General features: G+C 66.2%; 24 protein-coding genes. 3 read left to right on the top strand and 21 right to left on the bottom strand.

What is annotated here, in order from left to right:
- Positions 1-2: 2 nt before the first annotated feature.
- The 5 genes from NP3_RS04160 to NP3_RS04180 form a co-directional block, all read right to left on the bottom strand.
- Positions 3-1124 (bottom strand): cytochrome P450, encoded by a 1122-nt coding sequence (locus tag NP3_RS04160; protein ID WP_245720805.1) that lies wholly within the window; start codon positions 1122-1124, stop codon positions 3-5.
- 130 nt (positions 1125-1254) lie between these two features.
- Complete coding sequence (locus NP3_RS04165) at positions 1255-1860, bottom strand: GTP-binding protein (protein WP_063037915.1); 606 nt, start codon at positions 1858-1860, stop codon at positions 1255-1257.
- On the bottom strand, positions 1835-2185 hold the full coding sequence (locus tag NP3_RS04170) for a DUF742 domain-containing protein (RefSeq protein ID WP_063037917.1): 351 nt from the start codon (positions 2183-2185) through the stop codon (positions 1835-1837). The genes NP3_RS04165 and NP3_RS04170 overlap by 26 nt, the downstream gene beginning before the upstream one ends.
- Positions 2182-2610, bottom strand: coding sequence for a roadblock/LC7 domain-containing protein (locus NP3_RS04175; RefSeq protein ID WP_063037919.1), 429 nt, complete (start codon positions 2608-2610; stop codon positions 2182-2184). Before NP3_RS04175 ends, NP3_RS04170 begins: the two co-directional genes overlap by 4 nt.
- Positions 2610-4040, bottom strand: coding sequence for an ATP-binding protein (locus NP3_RS04180; protein WP_063038219.1), 1431 nt, complete (start codon positions 4038-4040; stop codon positions 2610-2612). Before NP3_RS04180 ends, NP3_RS04175 begins: the two co-directional genes overlap by 1 nt.
- Before the next feature lie 355 nt (positions 4041-4395).
- On the opposite strand from NP3_RS04180, the gene NP3_RS04185 reads away from it, so the two are divergent.
- The gene (locus tag NP3_RS04185; protein WP_040689525.1) at positions 4396-4827 is read left to right on the top strand and encodes a type II toxin-antitoxin system Rv0910 family toxin; all 432 of its coding nucleotides are present in this window, start codon (positions 4396-4398) and stop codon (positions 4825-4827) included.
- 13 nt (positions 4828-4840) lie between these two features.
- Entirely contained in the window at positions 4841-5623 is a 783-nt protein-coding gene (locus tag NP3_RS04190) for an alpha/beta fold hydrolase (RefSeq protein WP_063037922.1), read from the top strand.
- A 41-nt stretch (positions 5624-5664) separates the two neighbouring features.
- Here NP3_RS04190 and NP3_RS04195 read toward each other — a convergent pair whose 3' ends face one another.
- Positions 5665-7200: a DHA2 family efflux MFS transporter permease subunit gene (locus NP3_RS04195; protein WP_063037924.1), complete on the bottom strand. Its 1536-nt coding sequence runs from the start codon at positions 7198-7200 to the stop codon at positions 5665-5667.
- A gap of 98 nt (positions 7201-7298) precedes the next feature.
- Between NP3_RS04195 and NP3_RS04200 the strand changes: the two genes are divergently transcribed.
- Positions 7299-8471 (top strand): cytochrome P450, encoded by a 1173-nt coding sequence (locus tag NP3_RS04200; protein ID WP_063037926.1) that lies wholly within the window; start codon positions 7299-7301, stop codon positions 8469-8471.
- A 128-nt stretch (positions 8472-8599) separates the two neighbouring features.
- On the opposite strand, the gene NP3_RS04205 is transcribed toward NP3_RS04200, so the two are convergent.
- The 15 genes from NP3_RS04205 to NP3_RS04275 all read right to left on the bottom strand — a co-directional run bounded on the left by NP3_RS04205 (position 8600) and on the right by NP3_RS04275 (position 26124).
- The gene (locus NP3_RS04205) at positions 8600-9190 is read right to left on the bottom strand and encodes a TIGR03086 family metal-binding protein (protein ID WP_063037928.1); all 591 of its coding nucleotides are present in this window, start codon (positions 9188-9190) and stop codon (positions 8600-8602) included.
- Between the two features lie 67 nt (positions 9191-9257).
- The gene (locus NP3_RS04210) at positions 9258-10184 is read right to left on the bottom strand and encodes a DMT family transporter (protein ID WP_063037930.1); all 927 of its coding nucleotides are present in this window, start codon (positions 10182-10184) and stop codon (positions 9258-9260) included.
- A 109-nt stretch (positions 10185-10293) separates the two neighbouring features.
- Positions 10294-11460 (bottom strand): allantoicase, encoded by a 1167-nt coding sequence (gene alc, locus NP3_RS04215; RefSeq protein ID WP_063037932.1) that lies wholly within the window; start codon positions 11458-11460, stop codon positions 10294-10296.
- On the bottom strand, positions 11457-12836 hold the full coding sequence (allB, locus tag NP3_RS04220; RefSeq protein ID WP_063038221.1) for an allantoinase AllB: 1380 nt from the start codon (positions 12834-12836) through the stop codon (positions 11457-11459). Before allB ends, alc begins: the two co-directional genes overlap by 4 nt.
- A 19-nt stretch (positions 12837-12855) precedes the next feature.
- Positions 12856-14334: a glycerate kinase gene (locus NP3_RS04225; protein WP_084508119.1), complete on the bottom strand. Its 1479-nt coding sequence runs from the start codon at positions 14332-14334 to the stop codon at positions 12856-12858.
- Between the two features lie 6 nt (positions 14335-14340).
- Positions 14341-16116 (bottom strand): glyoxylate carboligase, encoded by a 1776-nt coding sequence (gcl, locus tag NP3_RS04230; RefSeq protein ID WP_063037933.1) that lies wholly within the window; start codon positions 16114-16116, stop codon positions 14341-14343.
- 2 nt (positions 16117-16118) lie between these two features.
- Positions 16119-17045: an NAD(P)-dependent oxidoreductase gene (locus NP3_RS04235; protein ID WP_063037935.1), complete on the bottom strand. Its 927-nt coding sequence runs from the start codon at positions 17043-17045 to the stop codon at positions 16119-16121.
- Positions 17026-17844, bottom strand: coding sequence for a hydroxypyruvate isomerase family protein (locus tag NP3_RS04240; RefSeq protein WP_063037937.1), 819 nt, complete (start codon positions 17842-17844; stop codon positions 17026-17028). Before NP3_RS04240 ends, NP3_RS04235 begins: the two co-directional genes overlap by 20 nt.
- Complete coding sequence (locus NP3_RS04245) at positions 17841-18221, bottom strand: allophanate hydrolase-related protein (protein ID WP_040699294.1); 381 nt, start codon at positions 18219-18221, stop codon at positions 17841-17843. Before NP3_RS04245 ends, NP3_RS04240 begins: the two co-directional genes overlap by 4 nt.
- A gap of 183 nt (positions 18222-18404) precedes the next feature.
- Positions 18405-19472: an XdhC family protein gene (locus tag NP3_RS04250; protein ID WP_063037939.1), complete on the bottom strand. Its 1068-nt coding sequence runs from the start codon at positions 19470-19472 to the stop codon at positions 18405-18407.
- Between the two features lie 4 nt (positions 19473-19476).
- Complete coding sequence (locus tag NP3_RS04255; protein ID WP_063037941.1) at positions 19477-20919, bottom strand: NCS2 family permease; 1443 nt, start codon at positions 20917-20919, stop codon at positions 19477-19479.
- 132 nt (positions 20920-21051) lie between these two features.
- Positions 21052-23385: a xanthine dehydrogenase family protein molybdopterin-binding subunit gene (locus tag NP3_RS04260; RefSeq protein ID WP_174566168.1), complete on the bottom strand. Its 2334-nt coding sequence runs from the start codon at positions 23383-23385 to the stop codon at positions 21052-21054.
- Complete coding sequence (locus NP3_RS04265; RefSeq protein WP_063037943.1) at positions 23385-24755, bottom strand: 8-oxoguanine deaminase; 1371 nt, start codon at positions 24753-24755, stop codon at positions 23385-23387. The genes NP3_RS04260 and NP3_RS04265 overlap by 1 nt, the downstream gene beginning before the upstream one ends.
- 23 nt (positions 24756-24778) lie before the next feature.
- Positions 24779-25249: a (2Fe-2S)-binding protein gene (locus tag NP3_RS04270; protein WP_063037945.1), complete on the bottom strand. Its 471-nt coding sequence runs from the start codon at positions 25247-25249 to the stop codon at positions 24779-24781.
- Positions 25249-26124 carry an FAD binding domain-containing protein gene (locus NP3_RS04275; protein WP_063037947.1) on the bottom strand — a complete coding sequence of 292 codons (876 nt, stop codon included), beginning with the start codon at positions 26122-26124 and terminating at the stop codon, positions 25249-25251. The genes NP3_RS04270 and NP3_RS04275 overlap by 1 nt, the downstream gene beginning before the upstream one ends.

Consider the following 26124-nt stretch of genomic DNA (forward strand, 5'->3'; position numbering starts at 1 on the left):
CCTTACAGCATGGCTAGCGGAGGGGATTTGGGAAAAGTGACCGGGAGGGATACCAGGGCCCGATGGAACGGACCCGGCCGCCAGGCGAGTTGTTCGGGCTCCGTCCCCAAACGCATTTCGGGAAGTGCGTCGAGCAGTTGGTCGATGGCATCCTGGACAATGAGATAGGCGACCGACCGCGCCGGACACGAATGTGGGCCCACACTCCATGCCAGATGCGAACGGTTGGGTCCGAATTCGCTCACGCCGACGGCGGGATCGTTATTACATCCGGACATGCTGATGACGACCGGTTGGTGAGCGGGCAGCCAGACACCGTCGATGAGGATCGGCTGTCTCGGATAGGAGACGCAGTAATTCGCCATCGGCGGGTCGGTGAACAGCACCTCGTCGAGTGCGTCACGGGTGGAAAGACTTCCGCCGTGCACGCTGCCCGCGAACCGGTCGTCGGTCATCATCAGCAGCAGTGTGTTGGTGATCAGGTTCTGCTGCGGTTCGATGCCCGCACCGTAGACAGTGACGAGCTGGTGGATCATCTCCTCGTCCGACAGCACGGCCGAATGCGCGATCAGCCGCGAGGTGATGTCGTCGCCGGGAACGCTGCGCTTCAGCGTGACGAGCTCGAACAGCGCGTCGGTGAGCATCGCATTGCCCTTGTCGGCGTTCACGCCTTCGAAGATGGCCGCCATCCCCGTGGCGACCTGCTGGCCGATCTCCGCCGGACAGCCGAGCATCTCGTTCAACACCTGGAAGGTGAGCGGAAATGCGTACTGGCTGATCAGATCGGCCGCACCGTCACCGCAGAAGGCATTGATCAGTGGAATGGCTGCATCTTCGACGACGGCATGCAGTGCGTGCAAATCGACCTCGGCCAGGCTTGCCGCATTCGCCTGTCGATAGCGCAAATGCTCGTTTCCGGCGCTGCGCAAGGCATTCGGCCGCCATTCCAGCATCGGCAGGACCGGGCATTCACCAGGAATCTTTTGCTGCCAGGTGCGCGGATCCGCCGGAAAGTGGTCGGGATCGTTGAGGATTCGTACGGCGGTGTGATAGCCGATCACCAAAGTGGCTGGTACACCGGGCGATAGGTCGATCGGTACCAGAGATCCGAACTGGCGGCGCATGTCACGGTACGCGCGGTGCGGATCTGCTGCGAACTCCTCCGAGTAGAGCGGTACGCGCGGGCCGTCGGTCTCGATCGGCGACCCCAACGCGACAGGGCCGGGCTTTGTCGAATCAGTGTGCAATGCGTGGTTACTTCCGAGACTCCTGGCGATGGAATAGGAACTCGACGAGCGTGATCAGCGACCGCAGACAGGTGCTGCGCTGACGCGCGTCGAGCGAGGTCAGCGGAGTATCCGGAGCGAGATCCAGTGCGTCCCGGATCTCTTCGAGCGGATAGCGCTGAGCGCCTTCGAACTGGTTGACCGCGACCGAATACTGGACCCCGCGCTCCTCGAGCACGGACAGCACCTCGTCGGCCTTCTCGATGCGCCGGGTGTCCACCAGGACCAGGGCGCCGAGCGCACCGCGCGCCAACTCCTCCCACAGCGGGACGAAACGCCGCTGTCCCGGCGTCCCGAAAAGATAGAGGGCGAGTGTGGGATTCAGCGTGATACGGCCGAAATCCATCGCCACGGTCGTCTGCGATTTGCCCGGTAGCCCGGCCATATCGTCGACGCCGACACTGGCCTCGGTGATCGTCTCCTCCGTGCGCAGCGGCCGGATCTCCGAAACGCTGTTCACGAATGTCGTTTTGCCGACACCGAAATTGCCTGCCACCAAGAGCTTTACCGACCGGGTCACGGTCTCCGGCACATAGTCGACAGTGCGCTCAGGCCGGGAGAGCGCGGAGCCCATTGAGTACCTCCTCGAGCAGGGTGATCTCCGGCATGACTTCGGCCGGGGTCGGAGTGGCCAGATGTTCGCTGTCCAGCAGATCGGCGACGACGATCTTCACCACGGACGGCGGCAGGTCGAGATAGGCGGCGATCTCGGCAATGGACAGGGCACTGCGACGGCTGCACAGGTTCAGCACCTGGCGCGCATCGGGTGTCGCACCAGGTGCCGGATCTTTGGCGGCGACGACCAGGGTGACCAGGTCCAACTCACGACTGGGACGGATTCGCCCCCCGGTGCGCACGTAGGCCCGGACCAAGTCGGGGTCTCGCCGGGACCTCGTCATGATGTCAAGCCGCCCTCAACCCTCCCGCGCGGCTGGGCGCCTAACTCGTGCCCGACCCGCCCGGCGAGTTCGTTCATGCGGTGCGCGACCAGCCCGATATCGGTCTCGGGCGTCGTCGAAACACCGAGCAGTGCACCCTCGCCCGCCGCGGTGATGAGGATCATGCCCTGGTCGTATTCGGTCATGTTCTGGCGCACACCATTGTCGAGGCCACCACAGAATTCGCCGAGCGCTTTACCTAGTGAACGCAGACCCGAGGCGGCCGCGGAGAAACGCTCGGCATCATCCTTATTGACACCGTCGGAGTGCGCGATCCGCAGTCCGTCGTCGGACAGCAGCACTGCGAACCGGACGCCGGGAACGTTGCTGAGATCCTCGAGTAGCCAACCCAGCCTATTGCTGCTGTCGGTCACCGGTGTGCTCATCAGGATGACATCCCTTCCGTGTTATCGGAGGCAGCAGCCTCACGGCCGCTCTTGGAACCCGTCTGCCAGGCGGAGGCGATCTCGGGACGCGCCTGTCCCGCTTCGGATTCGGTGCCGGTCTGCGCGGGCACCGAAGACACCGCCCGACGACGTCGTTTGGGTAAGCCGCCACTGGTGATCTCGTGCACAGCGAACTCCTCGTTCTCGGCGGGTTGTTCGCCCACCCCGGCCAAGACCGGAACCGGGGATAATTCGAAGGGCTTACCCTCGGCGGCAGCGGTTGGCACGGGTTCCGGGGCCGGGGTAACGGCGGGAACGGCCGGTTCGGCGTTGGCCACCGCGGTGACGAGCAGCGCCTCGGGGATGTAGACCATCGCCCGCATACCGCCGTAGACGTTCGGGCCATCGATGTAGACGGTGAATCCGTAGCGTCGGGCTAGTGCCGCGATGCCCGGGAAACCGACGCGCGGGGACGGGCCGAGCTGGTGGATGTCGATCGGGCGCTCGTTGGCGAGCACCTGCCTGGCCTCCTCCATCTGCTCCGCGTTCATCCGCACACCGGCATCATCGATGATGACGGTGACGCCGTGGTGGCCCTCCTGGAAGGTCACATCCACATAAGACGTCGGCGGGGAGTAGCGCAGCGCGTTGTCGAGCAGCGTGGCCAGGGTGTGCACGAGCGGTTCCACCGCGCGGCTGATGACGATGCGGTCGAGCTGGTTGGCCCGCACCCGCAGGTAGTCACGCACACGCCCGATCGCGCCGCCGACCACATCGGTGAGCGACTGCGCGGGCCAGCGCCGACCCGGCAGACCACCACAGACGATCACATACGACTGGGCCTGCCGCAGCATCTGCTGCACGGTGTGGTCGATGCGGGTGAGGGTGGCGTAGACCTCGTCGTCGCGGTGCTCGCGCAGCGCGGAGCTCACCACCTGACTGACATCCGCGCCGAGGCTCACCACGGAGGTGCCGAAGGAACGCACCGCCGCACTGGTCGCGGCCCGCGAAGCGGATTCGATCTCGGCCCGAGTGCCCTCCTCGGTCGCCTTGATCGCCTGCTGCGCCTTTTCCTCGGCCTCACGCGCGGCCTGCTCGTGCGCCTCCGACTGCACCATGCGCAGGTCGTCGGCGTACCGCTCGGAAATCCATTGCAGGCACTGGGTGAACCGGGAGGTCTCCTGCCCCGTCGGCACCTCGATGGCCGAAACCGGTGCCTCGAAGCGGCGCACGGCCTCGGTCATCGCCGGCAATGTCTGTCCGGCGAAGTGCTCGAGGGTTTCCTCCTGCGCCCGATTCGCTCTATTGAGGGCGTCGGCGCGGATCTTCTGTTGTTTCGCGTATTGCGCTACATACAACGCCGCCGCCACGGCAATAATGAGAGCGGGGGCGAGGATCCATGAAAGCACCACGGCGATATCTTGATTCATCAGCTCTCTCGTCGTTGCGACAGCCGGAGTCACTGCGCGTTGTCTCGCCTTCCTCGCGACGCCGACCAGGATCAACATTCGTCGAATGCGGCCACATCGACACCGGCACCAACCCCAGAGTGCCCGCACGGCAAGCGATTCGACGAATCACCAACCGGGCGGATCGAGCCGATAAGTAGCTCGGCACCCGACGACCCGCCCACAGTAGCAGCATCGCCGGGAAGTCTCTCTCGATCCGAGGACCACATTCCGATTCCTCGAACCGCCAGCGCCCCCATTGCATTTCGCGTACCGCCCGATCGGTATGACCGAATGCCATAAATAGCGAACCGTGGGTACCGGATACTATGCGCGAATGGCAAAGCTGAAGGTGTCCGTCGACGTGCCGATTCCCCCGCAGGAGGCCTGGTCGCATACCTCCAACCTCACCGAACTCGACAAATGGCTCCTCATGCACGAGGCGTGGCGCAACGAGGTGCCCGCCGAACTGACCGTCGGCACCCAACTGGTCGGCGTCGCATCGGTCAAGGGATTGCGCAATCGGGTCACCTGGACGGTCAAGGCCGCTGAACCGCCGCGGCGCCTGGCCTTGAGCGGCACGGGCAAGGGCGGCACCAAATTCAAGCTCGAACTGCTCGTCGCCGCGAAGGGTGCGGGCTCGGAGGTCACCGTCGATATCGATCTGGGCGGCGCGCCCCTGTTCGGTCCGATCGGTTCCGGGGTCGCGCGGGCGCTGAAGGGCGATATCGAACGCTCGTTGGAGCGTTTCGTCGCCCTCTACAGCTGAGGGGAGTCCGAACGTGCCGCATGCCGAGGCCGCGGACGGCGCCCGGATCGCGTATCAGACCGGCGGTGACGGTCCGCCGCTGCTGCTGCTCACCGGACAGGCCAATAATCACCACTGGTGGGATGGAGTCCGCGCCGACTTCGAGACCGCGTATCGCACCGTCTCACTGGACTATCGCGGGACCGGTGACAGCGATAAGCCGGATACCCCGTACAGCACCCTCGGATTCGCCGAGGACGCCATTGCGGTGCTCGACGAACTCGGCATCGAGAAGACCGCGGTGTACGGCACGTCCATGGGTGGCCGGGTCGCGCAGTGGCTGGCCGCGCGGTTTCCGGATCGGGTGCATGCGCTGGTGCTCGGCTGCACGTCACCGGGTGGTCGCCACGCTGTCGAGCGCGACGCCGAGGTGCGGAAGTCGCTGTCCCAGCCCGATCCGGTGGCGGCACGGCAGGCGCTGCTGGAACTGATGTACACCCCGGGGTATCTGGTGAGCACGTCCGGGCCGTTCAACACCCTCGGCGATCCGAGCATGCCCGCCTACGCGAAGCGCAGACATCTCTACGCGAGCAATAAACACGACGCATGGGATGTGCTCGCGGATATCGCGGTTCCGACGCTGATCGTGCACGGGAGCGAGGACCGGTTCAATCCCGCGGCGAACGCACCGTTGCTCGCGGAACGGATTCCCGGTGCGCGGCTGGCGTGGATCCCGGGGGCTCGGCATGCCTATTTCGACGAATTCCGAAGCACCGCAAGCCCGCTCGTCCTGGACTTTCTGGACGCTCGCCGGTAGCCCGAGTTCGCCTGGTGCACAGGCGAACTCGGCCCCTTCGGCTAATGCACCAGAGCTGGCGCGTCGGCGACCGCGGGTGTCTGCGGCTTGGTGCGCGGCAGGAACGCCGCGGGTGCCAAGGTCAGCACCATGAGCACCAGCGCCACGATGTAGGTGTGGCTGAATGCCGTCGCGGCCTGGCTCAATCCGGTCTCGACCGCACCGGGCGGCAACTGCGCCGCGATCGAGGGATCGTAGTTCGACGCGATCGCGGGCTTGGCGAACGGATGCCGGTTCAGCAGGCTGCTGAGCACCACCGACATCGTCGCGGTGCCGATGGAGCCCGCGGACTGGTTGATGATGTTCATCAGCGTCGTTCCGCGCGCGACCTGCTGGTGGGTCAGCGTCTGGATCGCCGCGGTCATGGTCGGCATCATGGTGCAGCCCATACCGAGGCCCATCACGAACAGCGCGCCCAACATGAACGGATACGACGTATCGGACTTCAGCTGCACGAAGAACACCGTGCCGAGTGAGATCAGCGAAATACCGGTCAACACGATCTTGCCCGGACCGATCTTGTCGACGAGTCGGCCCGCGATCGGCATCGTCAACATCGCGCCAAGGCCCTGCGGCACCATCAGCAGACCGGCCGCCATGGCGGTTTCGCCGCGCACCTGCTGCAAATAGGTCGGCAGCAGCAGGCCCGCTCCGAAGAAGGCGGTCGCGAACAGCACCATGGTCAGCACCGCGAAGGTCAGCGATCGGTTGCGGAACAGATGCAGATCGATCAGCGGATGTTCGGTGCGCAGCGCGTGGAAGACGAACAGCACGATGAGCACCAGACCGATGGCGGCGGGTATGAGCACCTTGGCCGCCATGACCGTGCCCTCACCCGGAATCGAGGAGACGCCGAACAGGAAAAGCGCCAGACCCGGCGAGGCCAGCAGCATGCCGAGGAAGTCGAAGGATTCCGACGGCTCCGGGTTATCCGAGGGGAAGACGATGAAGGCGAGAACGAGCGCGATCACCCCGACCGGAGCATTGATCAGGAAGATCCACTTCCAGCCGTAACTGTCGATCAGCCAACCGCCCAGGATCGGGCCGCAGATCGGGCCGAGCAGCATCGGCACCCCGAGCACCGCCATCACCCGCCCGACGCGTTGCGGACCGGCCGCGTGGGTCATGATCGTCATACCGAGCGGCATCAGCATGCCGCCACCGAGACCCTGGACAACGCGGAAGGCGATCAGCGTTTCCATGCTCCAGGCCTGGCTGCACAGCACCGATCCGAGCACGAACAGCGTCAGCGCGAGCATGTACAGCCGTTTGGTGCCGAACCGGTCCGCCGCCCATCCGGTCAGCGGGATGACGCTGGCCAGCGCGAGGGTGTAGCCGGTCATCGACCAGGCCGCGATCGCGGTGGTGGTGTGGAACTCGTTCTGGAATTTCGGGATCGCGACGGTCACGACGGTGATGTCCAGGATCGACATGATCGCGCCGAGCACGACCACCCCTGCCACCTTGAAGACCGCGATGTCTAGCTTGTCGGTCGCGGGGTCCGCTGCGACCGACGTGGTATCCGGAGGATGTGTCACCGCTTAAGCCTTGCACCTCGCCGACCAAATGACCAGCAAATTCTGCGACCTTCGCCACACCTCGCGTCCGCCGGTATCGCGCCCCGGATGATGGCGGCGTGACATTGCAGATCTTCGATGCCGAATTCGCCGCGAATCCATGGCCCACGCTGCGACGATTGCGCGAGGACGGCGGGGTGCATCGGGTCCGGACACCGGACGGCCCACCCGCCTGGTTGATAACCCGGTTCGCCGATGTCCGGGCCGGACTGCTCGATAATCGGCTCTCCACCCAGCCGCGCTATGCCGGGGAGACGGACTATCGCGGGTTCGTGGTGCCGTCACCCTTGGACCTCGGATTCCTGGAGAGCGAACCGCAGGACCACGCCCGGCTGCGCCGGGCCGTCACCGCCGAGTTGTCGCCGCGACGGCTCGCCGAATGGGCGCGCACGGCACCGGAATTGGTATCGGTGTGTCTGTCGGAGGTGGACTGCGGCGGCACGATCGATCTCATCGAGCGGTTCGCCGTTGTCCTGCCCGCGGCCGTGCTCGGCGAATTGCTCGGGTTGGCAGCACCGGAGCGCGAGGCGCTGTCGCGTTGGGCGCGTTCGACATTGCTGCCGAGCGCCACTCCCCCGCGTGCCCGCGACACGCTCACCACCATGCGCGCCATCGTCATCGCGACGATCGAGGGGGCGCGGGGCGACAATGTGCTCGGGCGGCTGGCGCGTTCGAGTCACGAGACCGGCTCGCCGGGTGCGCACGAGCTGGCCTCGATGATGTTCTATCTGCTGTTCGTCTGGTACGAAGTGCTCGTCGACCTGATCGCCGGATCCACGTTGGCGCTGCTCACCCATCCGGATCAGCTGGCGGTGCTGCGCACCATGGCCGATACTCGACCGGCCGTGGACGAACTGCTGCGCTACCTGTCGCCGCAGGTGGTTTCGGGGCCCAGATTCGCAACCACCGACCTCGAAATCGCGGGGCACACCATCCGTTCCGGTGACACCGTGCTGCTCTGTCTGGCATCGGCCAACCATGATTCGGAGATCTTCGACAATCCTGCCGAGCTCGATCTCGCACGCGCGAACAATCCGCATTTAGGTCTCGGGCACGGCGGCCATTCCTGCCTCGGCACCGCACTGGTTCGAACCATCGCCGGAGCCGTACTGGAGACCTTGCTGCTGGACGGCCGAACTCCGACGCTCGTCTACGATCCACGAGAAATTCAGTGGCGCTCCGGTTTTCGGCATCGCGGACCGCTCGAGTTGCCCGTCGTGCTGGCGCGGTAGCTCTGCGGTGCTTCTCGGTGCCGGGATGCGCGGAATCCGACTTCCTGCGCGCCGATCCGAGTGCCAACTGCCGTGCCGCGCACACCGGCCGCCCCGGAACCTTCAGGGCGGGCACCGATTGGGACAGTTCAGTTCTGTGGGCCCGGCGACTTCCAGGAAGGATCGCGGCCGAACCACCCCGCGAGGCGGTCGTATGCGGGAGCATCGGCGGGCACGGGCACCTCGAGGTCGAAGGCCTTGTCCGGTCCGCGGAATTCCGGGCGCAGCATCTTGCGCGACCAGGCCAGTCCGTATTCCGCGATGTCCGGGTCGAAGTCGATGGGCTGGTCGGTCGCGCGAGCGAGATCCCAGGTGTGCATGGCCAATTCGGTGATCTGCTGGTCGGCTCGGCTGCGCAGCGGCGCTTGTGCGCCGCCGGGTACCGGAACCGGGCGTTCCAGGTCGGCATGGCGCCAGACGTCCAGGACGGGTGCGGCGGCCGCGCGATACTCCGCCGCCCAGTTCGGACTCAGCTCGGCGGGCGGCGCCGCCCAATCGGCCATCTCGCCACGCGCCGAATCCAGGAAATTCCGCAGGCTCTGCCCGATGACATGTCGCACGAGCGCCTGCACGTCCCAACCGGCACAGGGTGTCGGCAGGGTCGCCTGTTCCGGCCGAATCGCCGCGATGACCTCGCCCATCTGGGTCAATGCGCGGTCCAAGAGGTCAACGGTATCCACGCCTGTCGATTCTGCCCCGCGTCCGCCGCACACATTGCCGAACGCGCAACTCGGCCGACCAGCGCGATCAGCGTGGAGCAGGTTCGACAGTTTCCGGATCGACGGATGGGCCGACGCGCGGCCGGGACCGTGTGACGGCCACCCCGGCCAGGCACAGGACACCGCCGACGATGGTCAGCGCGCCGGGTACCTCGCCCAGCGCGATCCCCGACATCAACACGACCAGCGCCGGGACCGCGTAGGTTGTCACGCCCATTTTCCCGGCCGTCGTGCGGGCTAGTGCGTAGGCCCATGTGGTGAAAGCCAAGGCTGTGGGGAAGACGCCCAGGTACACCAGACTCAGTGTGGACGACAGCGGCGCGTCGGCCGCCTCGGTGACCAGTTGCCAGGAGAAGGGCAGACACGCGACCGTTCCGATGACCGAGCCGAAGGTGACCACCTGCAATGCGGATGCGCTCGCCAGCGCCGGTTTCTGCGCGATGGTCGATGCCGCCCAGACGACGGCCGCGAGCAGGCACAGCACGACACCGAGCACCGCCGCACCGCCGCCATCGGAGGTCGACAGTCCGACAACGACGGTTCCGGCGAACGACACGACCAGCCCGACCATCAGCCGGGCCGGAAACCCTTCCCGCAGGACCAATCCGCCGAGCACCGCGATCAACACCGGACCGATGCCGACCACCATCGCCGCGGTCCCGGCGTCGACATTGCGCTCACCCCAGTTCAACGCCACCATGTAGACGCCGAACCACAGCACCCCGGAGATGACGATGCCCGGCCACGCGGCCCGCGGCGGCAGACCCGCACCACGGATGACCAGCACCGTCACCAGCGTGATCGATGCGGCGAGCAATCGCCCGAGTGCCAGCGCACCCGGCGAAAAGTCGTGTCCCGCACTGCGGATGAAGACGAAGGCCGAAGCCCACAAGACCACCGTCACGGCGGCGGCGACAATGGCTTGCCGCTCGACCGGCCCATCCGTACGCATCATGGGCCGAACGTAGATCAGCCGGTCGACAAGTGCCAGCGGTTTTCGGACGCGGGCCGGGCCGGTCGGCCGGACGATCGGTTGGGCTTCCGATCGCCCGGCCGACCGGCGACTACAACGCGAGCAGCGCGTCGATCACGGCCGACGGCACCGCGTCGGGGCTCGCGAAGGGCCGTTGCGCGAGCAACTTCCGTGCTTCGTCGCGGGACAACCCGCCATCGGCGGTGAGCACCTGCAGCGCGTGCGTTTCGGGCAGGGCTCCGAGCCAAGCGACGGTGTTGGCGACCAAGGTCTCCGGATCGATCTCGCCGTGGACCCGCAACCGTGCCACGCCGCCGTCGGGGTACACATCGAGCCGGACATGGGTGACCGGCGCATCGGCTCCGATCCGGAAGAAGTGACGGGCATCCGGCTGCAGCCGCGTGCGCGGCAGCAATTCGGTCCATGTCGACGGATCATCCAGGTCCGAATCGGCATCGGCATCGGCACCGCGCAGCACCGCCCAACCCGGCGCATTGCCGACGTAATTCGAAGTGTCGATTTCCACGCGCCGAATCGCCCCGCGCGCACCCAGCCGCACCGTGACGTGATCATTGCCCGCATCGCGGCGACGAGCGCCCTCCCAGCCTTCGTCCATCTGCCGCGACCGGCCCGGTAGCAGGATATTGGTCGGCGCGGAGAAGAACATGTTTGAGCAGTCGACCACATCGCCGCCGTGTTCCAGAGCTGCGAGATCGACTGTGCCACTGAGGAAACGGGGATCCGGCAGCGGGGTCCCATGGACGCGGAAGCGGGCGATGCCACCGTCCGGGTAGATCGAGAGCCGGATGTGGGTGAAGCGGCGCTCGTCGGTGACTTCGAAGAAGTTGTCGGTATCGCCCGCGATATCCGACTTCGCGACCAGTGTCACCCATTCGGCGTGCTGGAGTTCGGCAGGCGAGGGCTGGCCCTCCACACTCGTCGCCTCGACCGAGGCGAAGGGCGGGTAATTGCCGATGAACCATGCGGTGTCGACGACGACACCGTGCACCCGCCCCGGCACACCCAGCCGGACAACCGCATAGTCATTGCCGGTTTCGCGACGACGCCGCGTTTCCCAGCCGTCGTAGGTCTTGCCCTTGTGGCCGAAGTCCTCGGTGCTGAAAACCGCACGGCCGGGCCGGATCAGATTCTCGCGCTCGGCGAACAACTCGTCATTGGCGTAGACCACACTGCCAGCGAGCGCGCGGGAGGCGAGGTCGGGCAGTCGGGTGAAGGCGGGGGCGGATTGATCGGTCATACTTCTCCTCGGGCCAGGAGCCGCCCCTGCGGCTCATTTTCGATATCGATTCGGTTGCCGCGCAACCAGGTACCGCGGACCGCGCCCGCGAGCGGGCGAGCCGCGTACGGTGTGACGGCGTTCTTGTGGTGCAGGCGACGCACGTCGACGAGGAAGGCGTCATCGGGTGCGAAGACACAGAAATCCGCGTCGTAGCCGACCTCGATGGCGCCCTTGCGCCGCAGGCCCGCATGTTCGGCGGGCGCACGGCTCATCCAGCGCGCGACATCCACCAGGCTGAAACCGCGCAGTCGCGCTTCGGTCCAGACAGCCGAAAGTCCCAGTTGCAGTGAGGAAATGCCACCCCAGGCGCGGGCGAAGTCGCCGGTGTCGAAGCACTTCAGGTCGGCGGTCGAGGGTGAGTGGTCCGAGACCACCATATCGATGGTGCCATCGCGCAACCCTGCCCAGAGCAACTCGCGATTGCCGCTTTCACGGATCGGCGGACAGCATTTGAATTGCGTTGCACCGTCCGGAATTTCCTCCGCCGCGAACGACAGATAATGCGGACAGGTCTCGGCGGTAATCCGGACGCCGTCGCGGCGGGCCGAGGCGATCATCGGCAGCGCATCCGAACTCGACACGTGCAGAATGTGCACGCGACAGCCGGTCCACCTGGCCAGTTCGATCACCTGCGCGACGGCCAGGTTCTCCGCACCGCGCGGGCGCGAACGCAGGAAGCCGGAGTACTTGTCCCCCTGTGGAATCGGTGCGTGCTCGATGGCGTGCGCGTCTTCGGCGTGCACGATGAGCAGACCGTCGAACAAGCGGATCTCCCGCATGGCCAGTTCCAGCTGAGTGGCGTCCAGTGCCGGGAATTCGTCGACGCCGGAGTGCAGCAGAAAGCATTTGAAGCCGAATACCCCCGCGTCTTGCAGCTGCCGCAGATCCGCCAGATTTCCGGGGATCGCTCCGCCCCAGAATCCGACGTCCACATGCACGCGGTCCTGCGCGGTCTTGCGCTTCACTTCGAGTGCCGCGAGATCACAGGTCGGCGGAATACTGTTGAGCGGCATATCGATAATGGTGGTGACACCGCCCGCCGCGGCCGCCTTCGTCGCACTCGGGAAGCCCTCCCATTCGGTGCGGCCGGGATCGTTGACGTGCACGTGCGCATCCACAACGCCGGGCAGCAGCACCTCGTCGGCGGCCAGCTCGACGACCGTTTTCGCGGTCAGGATGGAGTCCAGCGGCTCGATCGCCACGATCCGGCCGTCGCGCACGCCGACCGAGCCACCGGTCTCCCCCGCCGTCCCGATGATCCGCTCCGCACGGATCACCAGGTCCAGGTGTGCGGGGACCGGTGAGATCGTCTGGATCTCGGAGTTCTTCCGCATCACACAGCTCCATCGGAAATCATCGGAATCTCCCGTCGAATGTCCTTGCGCCGCTGTCGTTTCGGGAGGCGGCAGCGACGATGTCATCGGCCAGAGCTGCCACGCTGCGCTGTGGAGTGGCCGCCCCGGCGCTGTGGCCCGCGGATATCTGGTCCCTAGCGGCGATCGGCAGCTGATGTCCAGCAGATGGCCGCACCTCCGTGGCCGCACCGGCAGCGTGATCTGCGGATCCTTCGCCCGCAGCGGCCTCCGGCGACTGGTGCTCCGCAGATGGCCGTTCCGCCGTGGCCGTCCCAACGGCGTGGTTTGCAGGCACCTGACCCGTGGCAGCCTCCGGCGACTGGTGCTCCGCAGATGGCCGTTCCCCCGTGGGATCCAACGGCAGGTGTTCCGCGGCGAGCCGCGCACCCAGCCGCTCGAGCAGCAGTTCCCCCTCCGCGAAGCAGCGCGCGATATCGGGTTCGATATCGGCCAGGACGTATGCGGCCGAGAACCCCGCCTCATGCAATCGCTGGAGGGGCAGCGTATTCCGGCCGCAAACAGCGATGACCGGCACGCCCGCAAACCCGGCGGCAGTAGCGACCCCGGCCGGTGCCTTGCCGTACAGGGTCTGCTCGTCGAGCATGCCCTCCCCGGTCACCACCAGATCCGCACCGGCGACCTGTTCCGCGAAACCGACCAGCTCCAAAACCAATTCGATCCCGGGACACAGCCGAGCACCGAGCACCGCGACGGCCGCGAACCCGACCCCGCCCGCCGCACCGGCACCCGCACGATCACGCATATCGTTCCCTGTGGCGACCGCGACACAATCCGCCCAATGAGTGAGCGCCGCGTCGAGCACTTCCACTTTGTCACCATCGGCACCCTTTTGCGGACCATAGATGGCTGCCGCACCGCGCGGACCGGTGAGCGGGTTGTCGACATCGCACGCGACGGTGACCTCGACCCCGGCCAGCCGTTCCCGCACCGGCGCAAGGTCGATCGTGTGCAGCCGCGCCAATGCCGCACCGCCGTCACCTATTTCGGCACCGTCGACATCGAGCAGTCGCGCACCGAGGGCAGCGAGTAGCCCGGCACCGCCATCAGTACCCGCACTACCCCCGATGCCGAGCACCACCCGACGGCAACCCGCATCGATCGCCGCGGCGATGACCTCGCCGGTGCCCCGGCTGGTGGCCGTCATCGGTGCGAACTTCCCACCCGGTAGCCGTACGAGCCCGGATACGTCCGCCAGTTCCACGACGGCGATATCGTCGCGCCGGGCATACGCCGTGCACACCGGTTCGCCGGTGGGTCCGGACGCGGTCACCAGCACCGCCTCGAAACCCGCCGCCAATGCGGCGGCGACGGTGCCGTCCCCGCCGTCCGCGATCGGCACCACCGACACCTCGGCACCGGGCCGGACGCGGTGGATGCCGACCCGGACAGCGACACCGACCTGCGCCGCGGTCAACGACCCCTTGAACTTGTCGGACGCGATCAGGACTCGAGTCATCGCGGCTCAGTCCAGCTGCGCGGTCGCGGTCGGGACGTCGGCCGCGGCCTGCGCCAGTTCTTCGAATTCGACGATATTGTCGATCTCGAGTCCCATCGACACATTCGTCACCCGTTCGAGGATGACCTCGACGATTACCGGCACCCGGAATTCGGTCACCAGCTTCTTCGCCTCATCGAGCGCCGAACCGATCCACGCCGGATCGAATACCCGGATCGCCTTGCAGCCCAGGCCTTCCGCGACCTTGACGTGGTCGACGCCGTACCCGGCGAGCTCTGGGCTGTTGATGTTGTCGAAGGCGAGCTGCACGTAGTAATCCATGTCGAACGCGCGCTGTGCCTGACGGATCAGGCCCAGATACGAATTGTTCACCACGACATGGATGTACGGGATATTGAACTGCGCGCCGACCGCCAATTCCTCGATGAGGAACTGGAAGTCGTAGTCGCCCGAGAGCGCAACCACGGTGGCATCGGGATCTGCCGTCGCGACACCGATGGCCGCGGGTACGGTCCAGCCCAGCGGCCCGGCCTGGCCCGCATTGATCCAGTGCCGCGGCCGGTAGACGTGCAGCAACTGCGCCGCCTGGATCTGTGAAAGACCGATGGTGCTGACGTAGCGCACCTCGGGTCCGAATGCCTTGTTCATCTCCTCGTAGACGCGCTGCGGCTTGATCGGCATATCGTCGAAGTGCGTCTTGCGCAGACCGACTTGTTTCCGGTTGCGGCACTGCTCGGCCCACACGCCGCGATCGGGCAGCTGTCCGGCCGCATCCAGTTCGCGCGCGACCTCGACGAAGACCCGCAGCGCGGCACCCGCGTCGGAGGTGATGCCGAAATCCGGTGCGAACACCCGACCGATCTGGGTCGGCTCGATATCGATGTGTACGAAGGTGCGGTCCTTGGTGTAGGTGTCCACACCACCGGTATGCCGGTTGGCCCAGCGGTTTCCGATACCGAAGACGAAATCGGATTCGAGCAGGGTGGCATTGCCGTACCGGTGTGAGGTCTGCAGTCCGACCATGCCCGCGTGCAGTGCGTGATCGTCGGGAATCGTGCCCCAGCCCATCAGCGTCGGCACCACCGGCACACCGGTGAGTTCGGCGAATTCGACCAGCAGCGCCGCGGCATCGGCGTTCACGATGCCGCCACCCGCGACGATCAGCGGCCGCTGCGCCGCGTTCAACATCTCGATGGCCTTGACCGCCTGCGCCCTGGTCGCGGCGGGGCGGTGCACCTCGAGCGGCTCGTAAGTCTCGACGTCGAACTCGATCTCGGCGAGCTGCACATCGATCGGCAGATCGATCAGGACCGGACCAGGTCGGCCCTCGCGCATCAACCGGAAGGCCTTCTGGAACGTGCCCGGAACCTGTGCGGGCTCGAGCACCGTCACCGCCCACTTGCTCACCGGAGCGGCGATCGAAGCGATATCGACGGCCTGGAAATCCTCCTTGTGCAGCTTGGCCACCGGAGCCTGACCGGTGATGCACAGGATCGGGATCGAATCCGCGCTGGCGGAATACAGGCCGGTGATCATATCGGTGCCCGCGGGCCCCGACGTGCCGATACAGACGCCGATATTGCCCGCGGCCGCCCGGGTATACCCCTCGGCCATATGCGAGGCGGCCTCGACGTGGCGGGCCAGCACGTGCTCGAGACCGCCGTGCGCGCGCATCGCGCTGTAGAAGGGGTTGATCGCGGCACCCGGCAAGCCGAATGCCTGTGTCGCGCCTTCCTTTTCGAGAATCAGAACCGCGGCATCCACGGTGCGCATGCGTGCCATGGTCAGTGCTCCCGGCCCGACAGCGCCTCGGTCACCTTCAGCAGACCCGAATGGTCCAGTGAACCGTGACCCATCGCACGCGCGGCCGCGATCAACTGCGCGGTCAGCGCACCCATCGGGATCGACACCTCGGCGTCGCGGGCGGCCTGCAGGATGATGCCCATATCCTTGTGGTGCAGGTCGATTCGGAAGCCGGGCTTGAAGTCGCGCTTCAGCATGGACGCGCGCTTGAGTTCGAGGATCTTGCTGCCCGCGAGCCCGCCCGCCAGCACATCGAGGCCCTTCTCGGCGTCCGCGCCCAGGTTCTCCATCAGCAGAATCGCCTCGGCCACCAGGGCATAGGTGCCGCCGACGACGAGCTGATTGGCGGCCTTGACCACCTGACCGGCACCATTCGGTCCGACCAGTGCGAAGGTCTTGCCGACCGCCTCGAAAATCGGTGTGGCCGCGACGAAGTCGGTCTCGTTGCCGCCGACCATGATCGACAGCGCGGCATTGATCGCGCCCGGCTCGCCACCGGAGACCGGGGCGTCGAGCACCCGCAGCCCCTTCTCGATCCCCCGCTCGGCGGTCGAGCGCGCGGTCTTGGGCGTGATAGTGGAGAAGTCGATGTACAGCGTGCCGGGCGCGGCGTGCACGAGCACATCGGCGAAGACCGCCTCGACGTGCTCATCCTGCGGCAGCATCGTGATGACGATGTCGGAGTCCCGCACCGCTTCCGCGACACCTGATGCGGCCGAACCACCCGCGGCCTTCAGCTTCTCCAGACCGGTGGGGCCGATGTCGTAACCGGTCACCTCGTGCCCGGCGGCGACGAGGTGGCCCGCCATCGGGCTGCCCATGATCCCCAGGCCGACAAAACCGATCCTTTGCCCACCCGTCGCCCGGCCGCCACCCCCCACGGAATCGCTACGCGATGCTGTAGTCATTTGTCCACTTCCAATCCAGCTCGGGATCTTTGTATTCGAGGCCGATCCAGCCGTCGTAGCCGCTCTCGGCCAGGGTTTCGAAGAGCGCGGCGAAATCGAGTTCGCCGGTGCCGGGACGGCCGCGGCCCGGACTGTCGGCGATCTGGACGTGGCCGAGATGCGCGGCGTACGTGCGGATCACCGAGTGCAGGCCCTCGCCCATACGGGCCAGGTGGTACAGGTCGCAGAGGAACCGCACGTCGGATTCACCGGTCTGCTCGATGACCTGCACCGCGTGCGCGGCGCTCACGATCGGATAGTTCGGCGACTCGAAGGAATTCAGTGCCTCCAGCAGGACGACGGCACCGATGGCACCTGCCGCCTGTGCGGCAAGACTCAGGTTCTCCAGCGCGAGTTCGTCCTGCTTGTCCGGACTCTCACCCTCGACACGATTGCCGTAGAGGGCATTCAGCGCGCGGCAGCCGGTCTCCTCGGCGATACCGACGGCGACATCGATATTGTCGCGGAACCGGGTGACCTCACCCGGAACCGAGACCAGGCCGCGCCCGCCCGCCGGAATCAGGTCGATGAAGTTCAGCCCGACCAATTCCACACCGGCATCGCGGATCGCACGCACGAACGCATCGATCTCCTTGTCGCCCGGCGTCGGATCCTCACCGAACGGCCACCAGAATTCGACCGCGTCGAATCCGGCCTGCTTTGCCGCGGCGGGGCGTTCCAGCAACGGAAGTTCGGTGAACAGGATCGAGCAATTGACATCGAATTTCGGGAAGGCGACGCCCCCGGCCTGCTTACTCATTCAGCTCCTTGACGGTATTTCTTCCAGCTGCCGATGGCGGTGATATCGATCAGCTCCGGATACGAGGTCGGCGCGCGGCGCAGCAGCATCGATAGGACCGAACGACCGTCTTCGAGTTCGATCGCACCGAGTTCGAGTTCGGGTGGTTCGGCAGGCAGCAGCCGCTGCCGCAGCACTTCCATGGGGATATCGAACAGTTCACCGGATATCGAATCGCCGCCATCGGCAACGGGATCCAGACCTGGGAACCGATCGCCGACCGAATAGAAACGGTAGCGCGGCGCGGTTTTCGCTTCGCCCGCGAAAGGCGCGCCGTCGAGCAGATGATTGAGCGGTTCGCCGCGCATGGCGGAACCATTCAGAAATATCAACGGCATTCGGTGAATCCTTTGTTCGCGATTTCGTCAATTATGTCGGCCGACCACACTGTCGGAATAGCGGCGATTAGCCCGAAGCCAATGGGATATCCCGAAGTCGATTTCGTAGGATGCTCCAGCCGCGGGGCCGAAACCGCGCGCCCCGCGTACCGGGTGTACGAATGCACGGCGGGGGCGCGCGGCTCACCAGACCGGGAGCAGGTCCCGGTGGATCGGTCCGCCGGTGGCGGTCAGCGGTTGGGCCGAGCCGCCACGGCGCACCGCGACGATCTCGGCGGCGATGGATACCGCCGTCTCCTCCGCGGTCCGCGCGCCGAGATCCAGCCCGATCGGTGAATGCAATTGGGCCAGTTCCGATTCCGTCACACCGGCGGCGCGCAGCCCGGCCATGCGGTCCTCGTGGGTGCGCCGGGAACCCATCGCGCCCACATAGGCCACCGGCAGGCGCAGCGCCACCTCGAGCAGCGGGATATCGAATTTGGCGTCATGAGTGAGCACGCACAGCACGGTGCGCGCATCGACCTGTGTGCGTGCGAGATAGCGGTCCGGCCACTGCACGACGATCTCGTCGGCATCCGGAAAACGTGCCCGCGTGGCGAACACCGGCCGGGCATCGCAGACGGTGACGTGATATCCGAGGAAACGGCCGATCCTGGTGACGGCGGCCGCGAAATCTATTGCGCCGAAGACGATCATGCGCGGCGGTGGTACATACGATTCTACGAATACCGTGACTTCACCTGCACCACAGCCGATCTCGCGCACACCGGTCGCGCCGATGTCGAGCATTGCCCTGGCCTCGGCCGCGACCACCTCGTCGAAGGCGTCGCCGACGGTCCACCAGGACCCGATCGCCATGGCAACACCGGTCTGCAGATCCCGTACCAGCGCGACCGCCTCGTCGGTACGCAGGATCGCCTCGATAGCGACCCGCTCGACCGCGGTGATCCGCTGGACGAATACCTCGAGCTTGCCGCCGCAGGTCAGCCCGACCGCGAAAGCGTCGTCGTCGCTGTATCCGAAGGTTTCGCGCACCGGCTGCCCGGTGCGCAGGACCTCACGGCAGAGTTCGTACACCGCGCCCTCGACACAGCCACCGGAGATGCTTCCGATGACAATGCCGTCGGCGTCGACCGCCAGCGCCGCACCGGGCGGCCGAGGAGCACTTCCGGTGACGCCGATGACGGTGGCCACGGCGTAATCCTTGTCCGCCGCATGCCATTTCCGCAGTTCTGCCGTGAGGTCGCGCATGGTGCTATCCGCCCAGGAGTAGTTCGATGGCCGAGATGCCGAAGTAACCGGCGAAGACGAGGCTCACCACCCCGATCAGCCAATGGATTTCACGGAATTTGCCGCGCGCCAGCTTGATCACCACGTACGCGATCAGGCCCGCACCGACACCGTTGGTGATGGAGTAGGTGAACGGCATCAGCACGATCGTCAGGAAGGCGGGCACCGCCACCTCCAGATCGTTCCAATCGATCTTGCGGGCCTGGGTCATCATCAGCGCACCGACGATCACCAGCGCCGGTGCGGCGGCCTGGATCGGCACCACGGCCGCGAGCGGGGTGAAAAATACTGCGAGGCAGAATAATCCACCGGTCACCAGGCTGGTCAGTCCGGTGCGGGCGCCCTCACCGACACCCGTCGCGGATTCGACGTACACAGTATTTCCGGCACCGCCGCTGACGCCGCCGATGACCTGGGAGATACCGTCGATGGTCAGCACCTTGCCGATACCCGGCATGGTGCCCTTCTCATCGAGCAGCCCGGCCTCGTCGCAGACGCCGAAAACCGTTCCCATGGCATCGAAGAACCCGGTCAGCACCAGGGTGAACAGCACGACCCCCGCAACCAGCCCGCCCGCCTCGGCGAAACCGCCGAAGAGGTCGATATTGAGCGCCAGCCCGAAATCGGGTGCGGCGAAGAACCCCTTCGGCTTCTCCGGCACCACCGGCCCCCAGGCCTGCGGGTCGATCTTCGCCAGCGCGTTGACGACAATGGCAAGCACCGTCGAGATGGCGATGCTGATCAGAATCGCACCGGGCACCTTGCGGATGAACAGTGCCAGCATCACCAACAGGCCGACCGCGAAAATCACTACGGGCCAACCGGATAGGTGCCCACCGGCGCCGAGGGTGACCGGCGGACCGGTCTGCGCGCCGTGTCCGACCACCCCGGCCGAGACCAGTCCGATCATCGCGATGAACATGCCGATCCCGACGCCGATCGCATTCTTGAGACCGAGCGGGATGGCGTTGATGATCATGGTCCGCAGGCCGGTCGCGGCCAGGATCACGATGATCACGCCCATCAGGACGACCAGACCCATGGTCTGCGGCCAGGTCATATGCGGCGCCGCCTGGAAGGCGACCACCGGAACCACGCCGAGTCCGGCGGCGAGCGCCAAAGGCACATTGCCCGCCACGCCCATCAGGATGGTGCTCAGTCCCGCGGAAAACGCGGTGGCCGTGGTGAGTTGAGCGATGCTCAGCTTGTCACCGTTGACATCCGCGACGCCGCCGAGAATCAGCGGCACCAACAGGATGACGTAGGCCATGGCGACGAAAGTGGTAATACCGCCACGGATTTCGCGAGAAACTGTGGTTCGGCGTTCGCTCAGCCGGAAGAATCGGTCGAGCGCAGACCTTCCTGTCACCGGCTCTGGCGTGCTGGGCTTGGTCTGTATCTGGGTCATTGGCGTGCCCTCCTCGGGGCGTAGCCGACCTACGGTCCGGCGGCTGTCCTTTTGGACTGGGCCGGACCGCACGGTTCGGGTACTGCTGTTGTGGAGTCTCTCCGGTCCGCTGGAACCGGCTGCCCCTGTTGATCAACTGCTCCGGATGATGTCTTCCGGTCGCACCGGCACTCGGTTGATGTGCACGTTTCCACCCCGTGATCGGCAGGCGTCACGGATCGCCGCGGCGATCGCGGGTGTCGAAGAGAGCGTGGGCGGCTCTCCGGCGCCGCGCAGCCCGTAGGGGGCGTGCGGATCGGCATTTTCGAGAATCTCCAGCCGCTGTGACGGCGTATCGAGAATCGTCGGGATCAGGTAGTCGGTGAAGGACGGGTTGCGCACCTTACCGTTTTCGACCTGGATTTCCTCCATGACCGCCAGGCCCAGCCCCTGGACGGAGCCGCCGTGGATCTGCCCTTCCAGGGACAGGCGGTTCATGATCTTGCCCACGTCCTGGACCGCGTCCAGGGAGACGACCTTGACCAGGCCGAGGTCTGTGTCCACGTCCACCACCGCGCGGTGTACGCAGAGAGCCAGCTGGGTGTGGCTATTGCCCTGTCCCGTAACGGGATCCATACCGGTGGTCGGCCGGTGGTGGTACTCGCGGGTCTCTTCGATAGCCCCCTCATCCAGGACATCGACGATCGCCGCGAGCACCTCCCCCGTGCGCGAAACCACCTTGCCGCCGACCAGACGCAGTCCCGGCATGGCACCGAACTTTGCCTGGGCCAGGGCGAGCACGCGCTGGCGCACGGCCTCACAAGCCGCCTTCACCGCGCCACCGGTCATATAGGTCTGGCGGGAGGCGGACGACGAACCCGAGTCGCCGACCTGGTTGTCGGCCGGGTGAATGGTGACCCGTTCGATGCCGAGTTCGGTCCGCGCGATCTGCGCCTCGACCGTCACCAGTCCCTGACCGACCTCGGCGGCCGCGGTGTGCACCAGCGCAACCGGTTCTCCCGCGATGACTTCCAGCCGCACCCGAGCGGTCGAGTAGTCGTCGAAGGCCTCGGAGAAGCAGATGTTCTTGATGCCGACGCCGTAGCCGACACCACGCACCACGCCCTCGCCGTGCGTCGTCTGCGATGCGCCGCCGGGCAGGTTTCGGATATCCGAGGCGTCCAGCTCCGGGGGCATCGGCATATCCCGCAGCTGCCCGAGCATTTCGGCCATCGGCGTCGGCGCGTGCAGCACCTGACCGGTCGCCAGCTTGGAGCCCTGCGACACCGCGTTGATCTGGCGCACGTGCACCGGATCCAGATCCAGCGCCTCGGCGACCTTGTCCATCATCGACTCGTGCGCGAAACAGGCCTGCACCGCGCCGAATCCGCGCATCGCACCGCACGGTGGGTTATTGGTGTAGATGCCGTACGCGTCGATCTCGATATGCGGAATCTCGTACGGCCCCACCGCGAGCGAGGACGCGTTACCGGTGACATTCAGCGTCGCCGAGGTGTACGCGCCACCGTCGAGGACGATGAGAACCTTTGCGTAGGTGAGCTTTCCGGCATCATCGGCACCGTATTCGTAGAGCATCTTCGCCGGGTGCCGGTGCACGTGCCCGAAGAACGACTCCTCGCGGTTGTACATCATCTTGACGGGCTTGCCGGTGCGCATGGCCAGCATTCCCGCGTGGATCTGCATGGACAGGTCCTCGCGGCCGCCGAAGGCTCCGCCGACACCTGCCATGGTCATGCGGATCTGGTCATCGGCCAAGCCGAGACAAGGCCCGATCTGAGACAGATCATTGTGCATCCACTGAGTGGCGACATAGAAGTCGAGCCCACCGTCCTCGGCCGGAATCACCAGGCCGGATTCGGGGCCGAGGAATGCCTGGTCCTGAATGCCGACCTCGAATTCCTCGGTGATCACCACGGTAGCCAGCGCGCGGCCCACGGTGATATCGCCGACGCGCACCGGCTGATGCCGGGCGATACCGCCGCGTTCTTGCACCGCGAGCCGTTTCGGGGCCGAGAGCACCGCCATCGGGTCGGTAATGGGTTCCAGTACTTCCCAATCGATTTCGATGGCGTCGAGGGCGCGCCGGGCGATCTCGGGGTGGTCGGCGGCGACCAGGGCGATGGGCTCACCGTGGTGGCGCACCTCGCCGATGGCCAGGACCGGCTGATCCCAGGTGTGGTCGAGGCCGTACATCTTGCGGCCGGGCACATCCTCATGGGTGAGTACGGCGTGCACACCTGTCATGGCCAGTGCGGGCGCGATATCGATACCGCGGATGATCGCGCGCGGATGCGGGCTGCGCAGCGTCGCGCCCCAGAGCATGCCGTCCATCCATAGATCGGAGGCGTAGGCGAACTCGCCTTTGACCTTCAACGTGCCGTCAGGTCGCAGCGGGCTCGCACCGACGCCGCCCCTACCCGGCGCGGCAACCTCTTCGGGGAATCGGGTGGTCCGTGGGACAGTCATCATGCCTCCTGTCGCATCAGCCGTTTCCGGGCGGCGACACCCGCACGGCCGACGACATCCTGTGCGACGGTGCGCAATTCGTCGTTCTCCACAACGGTGCGCCCGCCGACGAGCAGCCGGGCCAGTGGTGGTGTCGGTCCGAAAACCAAGGAGCAGACCGGATCCTCGATCGCCGAGCGGAAACCGTCGACCCGCCAGATGGCGAGGTCGGCGAGTTTGCCTGGTTCGATACTGCCGATCTCGTTGTGGCGGCCGAGATTCCGGGCACCTCCGAGGGTGCCGATCTCGAGCGCCTGGCGCGCGGTAAAGGCGGTCGGGCCGTTGACCGCGCGCTGGAACAGCATGGCCTGCCGCATTTCGCCTGCCATGGAGGTCAGCTCACTCGACGCCGCGCCGTCCACGCCTAGACCAACCGGCGCACCGGCGGCCACCAGATCGCTGACGCGGGCGATACCCGCACCGAGCCGGGCATTGGAGCTGGGGCAATGCGCCGAGCCGCTGCCGGTTTCGGCGAAGCGCCGGATATCGGCGTCGTGCAGGTGCACCGCGTGCGCGAACCAGACGTCCTCGCCGAGCCAGCCGAGCTTTTCCATGTATTCGACCGGGGTGCAGCCCATCTGCTCGATGCAGTGCTCTTCCTCGTCGAGCGTTTCGGCGAGATGGGTATGCAGCCGAACACCTTTGGCGCGCGCCAGCGTCGCGGAATCGATCATCAGCCCCTCGCTCACCGAGAACGGCGAGCAAGGCGCGACCGCGACCCGCAGCATCGAATCGAACGACGGATCGTGGTACTTGTCGATGACTTCGGCAGTGTGGGCGAGGATTTCGTCTCGGCTCTCGACCACCTCGTCCGGCGGCAGACCGCCGTCCTTCTGTCCGCGGTCCATGGAACCGCGGCACGGGTGGAAGCGCAGGCCGATCTCGCGCGCCGCGCGCACCTCGGCCTCGAACAGGTCGCCGCGTCCCTTCGGGAAAATGTAGTGGTGGTCGCTGCTGGTGGTGCAGCCGGTCAACGCCAGCCAGCCCAGACCGGCAGCGGCCGCACCGTAGACGACGTCGGCGTCCATGCGCGCCCAGGTGCGGTAGAGACCGGTCAGCCATTCGAAAAGGGTGGAATCCTGGAACAGGCCCTGGCTCGCCCACTGATAGAGGTGGTGGTGGGTGTTGACCAGGCCCGGTGTCACCAAACAGCCTGTGCCGTTGATCTTTTCGGTGCCCGGGACGATCGGTGCCGGTCCGGCGCCGAGGGCTTCGATGCGGCCATCGGAGATGACGACATATCCGGACGCGATCTCGTCACCGACGACCGGCGCGATATAGGCGTTCTCGATGACGGTCCGCCCACCCGTCACCCGACCGCCACCCCTCATGGAATCGCTGCGCGATGCTTTCCTCATTTGCCCGCCTTACGTGCCGCGGCCAGTCGCACCGCGTCGAGGATCTTCTCGTATCCCGTACAGCGGCAGAGGTTTCCGGCGAGCGCCTCGCGGATCTCCACATCGGAGGGATCGGGATCGCGTTCGATGAGATCGTGCGCCTGCACGATGAGACCCGGTGTGCAGAAGCCGCATTGGACCGCACCGGCCTCGACGAACGCCTCCTGCATCGGATCGAGTTTCGCGCCGTCGGCCAGCCCCTCGACGGTGCGCACCGAGCGATCCTGCACCTGGCCCGCGGCCACGAGACAGGAACACACCGGCGTGCCATCCAAATAGACTGTGCACGAACCACATTCGCCTTGCTCACAGGCGTTCTTGGAGCCGGGCAGGCCCATGCGCTCACGCAGCATATAGAGGAGGCTCTCGCCCTCCCACACATCGTCGACGGTCTCTCGCGAGCCGTTCACGTCGAAGGCCACACGCATCAGGCTGCCCTCCTTCTTTCTGCTAGGTAGTCCGTCCATGCCCAGGACAGGGTGCGGCGAGCCAGCACCGTCAGGGCATGTCTGCGGTATTCCGCGGTGCCGCGGACGTCATCGATCGGCTTGGCGGCGGCCGAGACCAGCTCGCCGAATTCGCGCACGACATCGAACGGCAATGGGGCCGGGTCATCCCAGTCGAGCGCATCGGCGAGGAACTGCTCGGCCGGTGTCGCGCGCAGCGGCGTCGGTCCGGCGGATCCGATGCCGGTGCCGACCGTGCGGGTGTCGGGGTGCAATGCGATCGAGAACGCGCAGACCGCGATCACCATGGCATTGCGGGTGCCGACCTTGGCGAAGTACTGCGGCCCGGTGGCGGGCTCGATCCAGATAGCGCGGATCAGCTCGTCGGGTTCCAGGGCGTTCTTCTTCACCCACACGTAGAAGTCATCGATCGGGATCAGGCGGGTGCCGCGTGCGGCCGACTCCACCTCGATCACCGCGTTGCCCGCCAGCAGCGCGGGGTGGGCGTCACCGGCCGGGGACGCGCCACCGAGATTGCCGCCGACCGTGCCGCGATTGCGGATCTGCGGCGAACCGACGGTGCGCGAGGCCTGCGCCAGACCGGGCAGCTGGTGGTCGAGCCGGTTGATGATGCGCACATACGGCACGCCCGCACCGATCCGGATCCGGCCGTCGGGCTCGGTCGAGTAGTCGAACAGGTCGCGACAGCGGTTGAGATCGAGCAGTGCCGCCGGACGGCCGTGGTCGAAGTTCATCTCGACCATGACATCGGTGCCGCCCTGGATGGGTTCGGCTTCCGGATTCGCGGCCTTCAGCGCGAGCGCCTCGGCCCAGGTATCGGGTCGTAGGAAATCCAT

Origin of the sequence: Nocardia pseudovaccinii NBRC 100343, assembly GCF_001613225.1 — a bacterium.
Classification (GTDB): Bacteria; Actinomycetota; Actinomycetes; order Mycobacteriales; family Mycobacteriaceae; genus Nocardia; species Nocardia pseudovaccinii.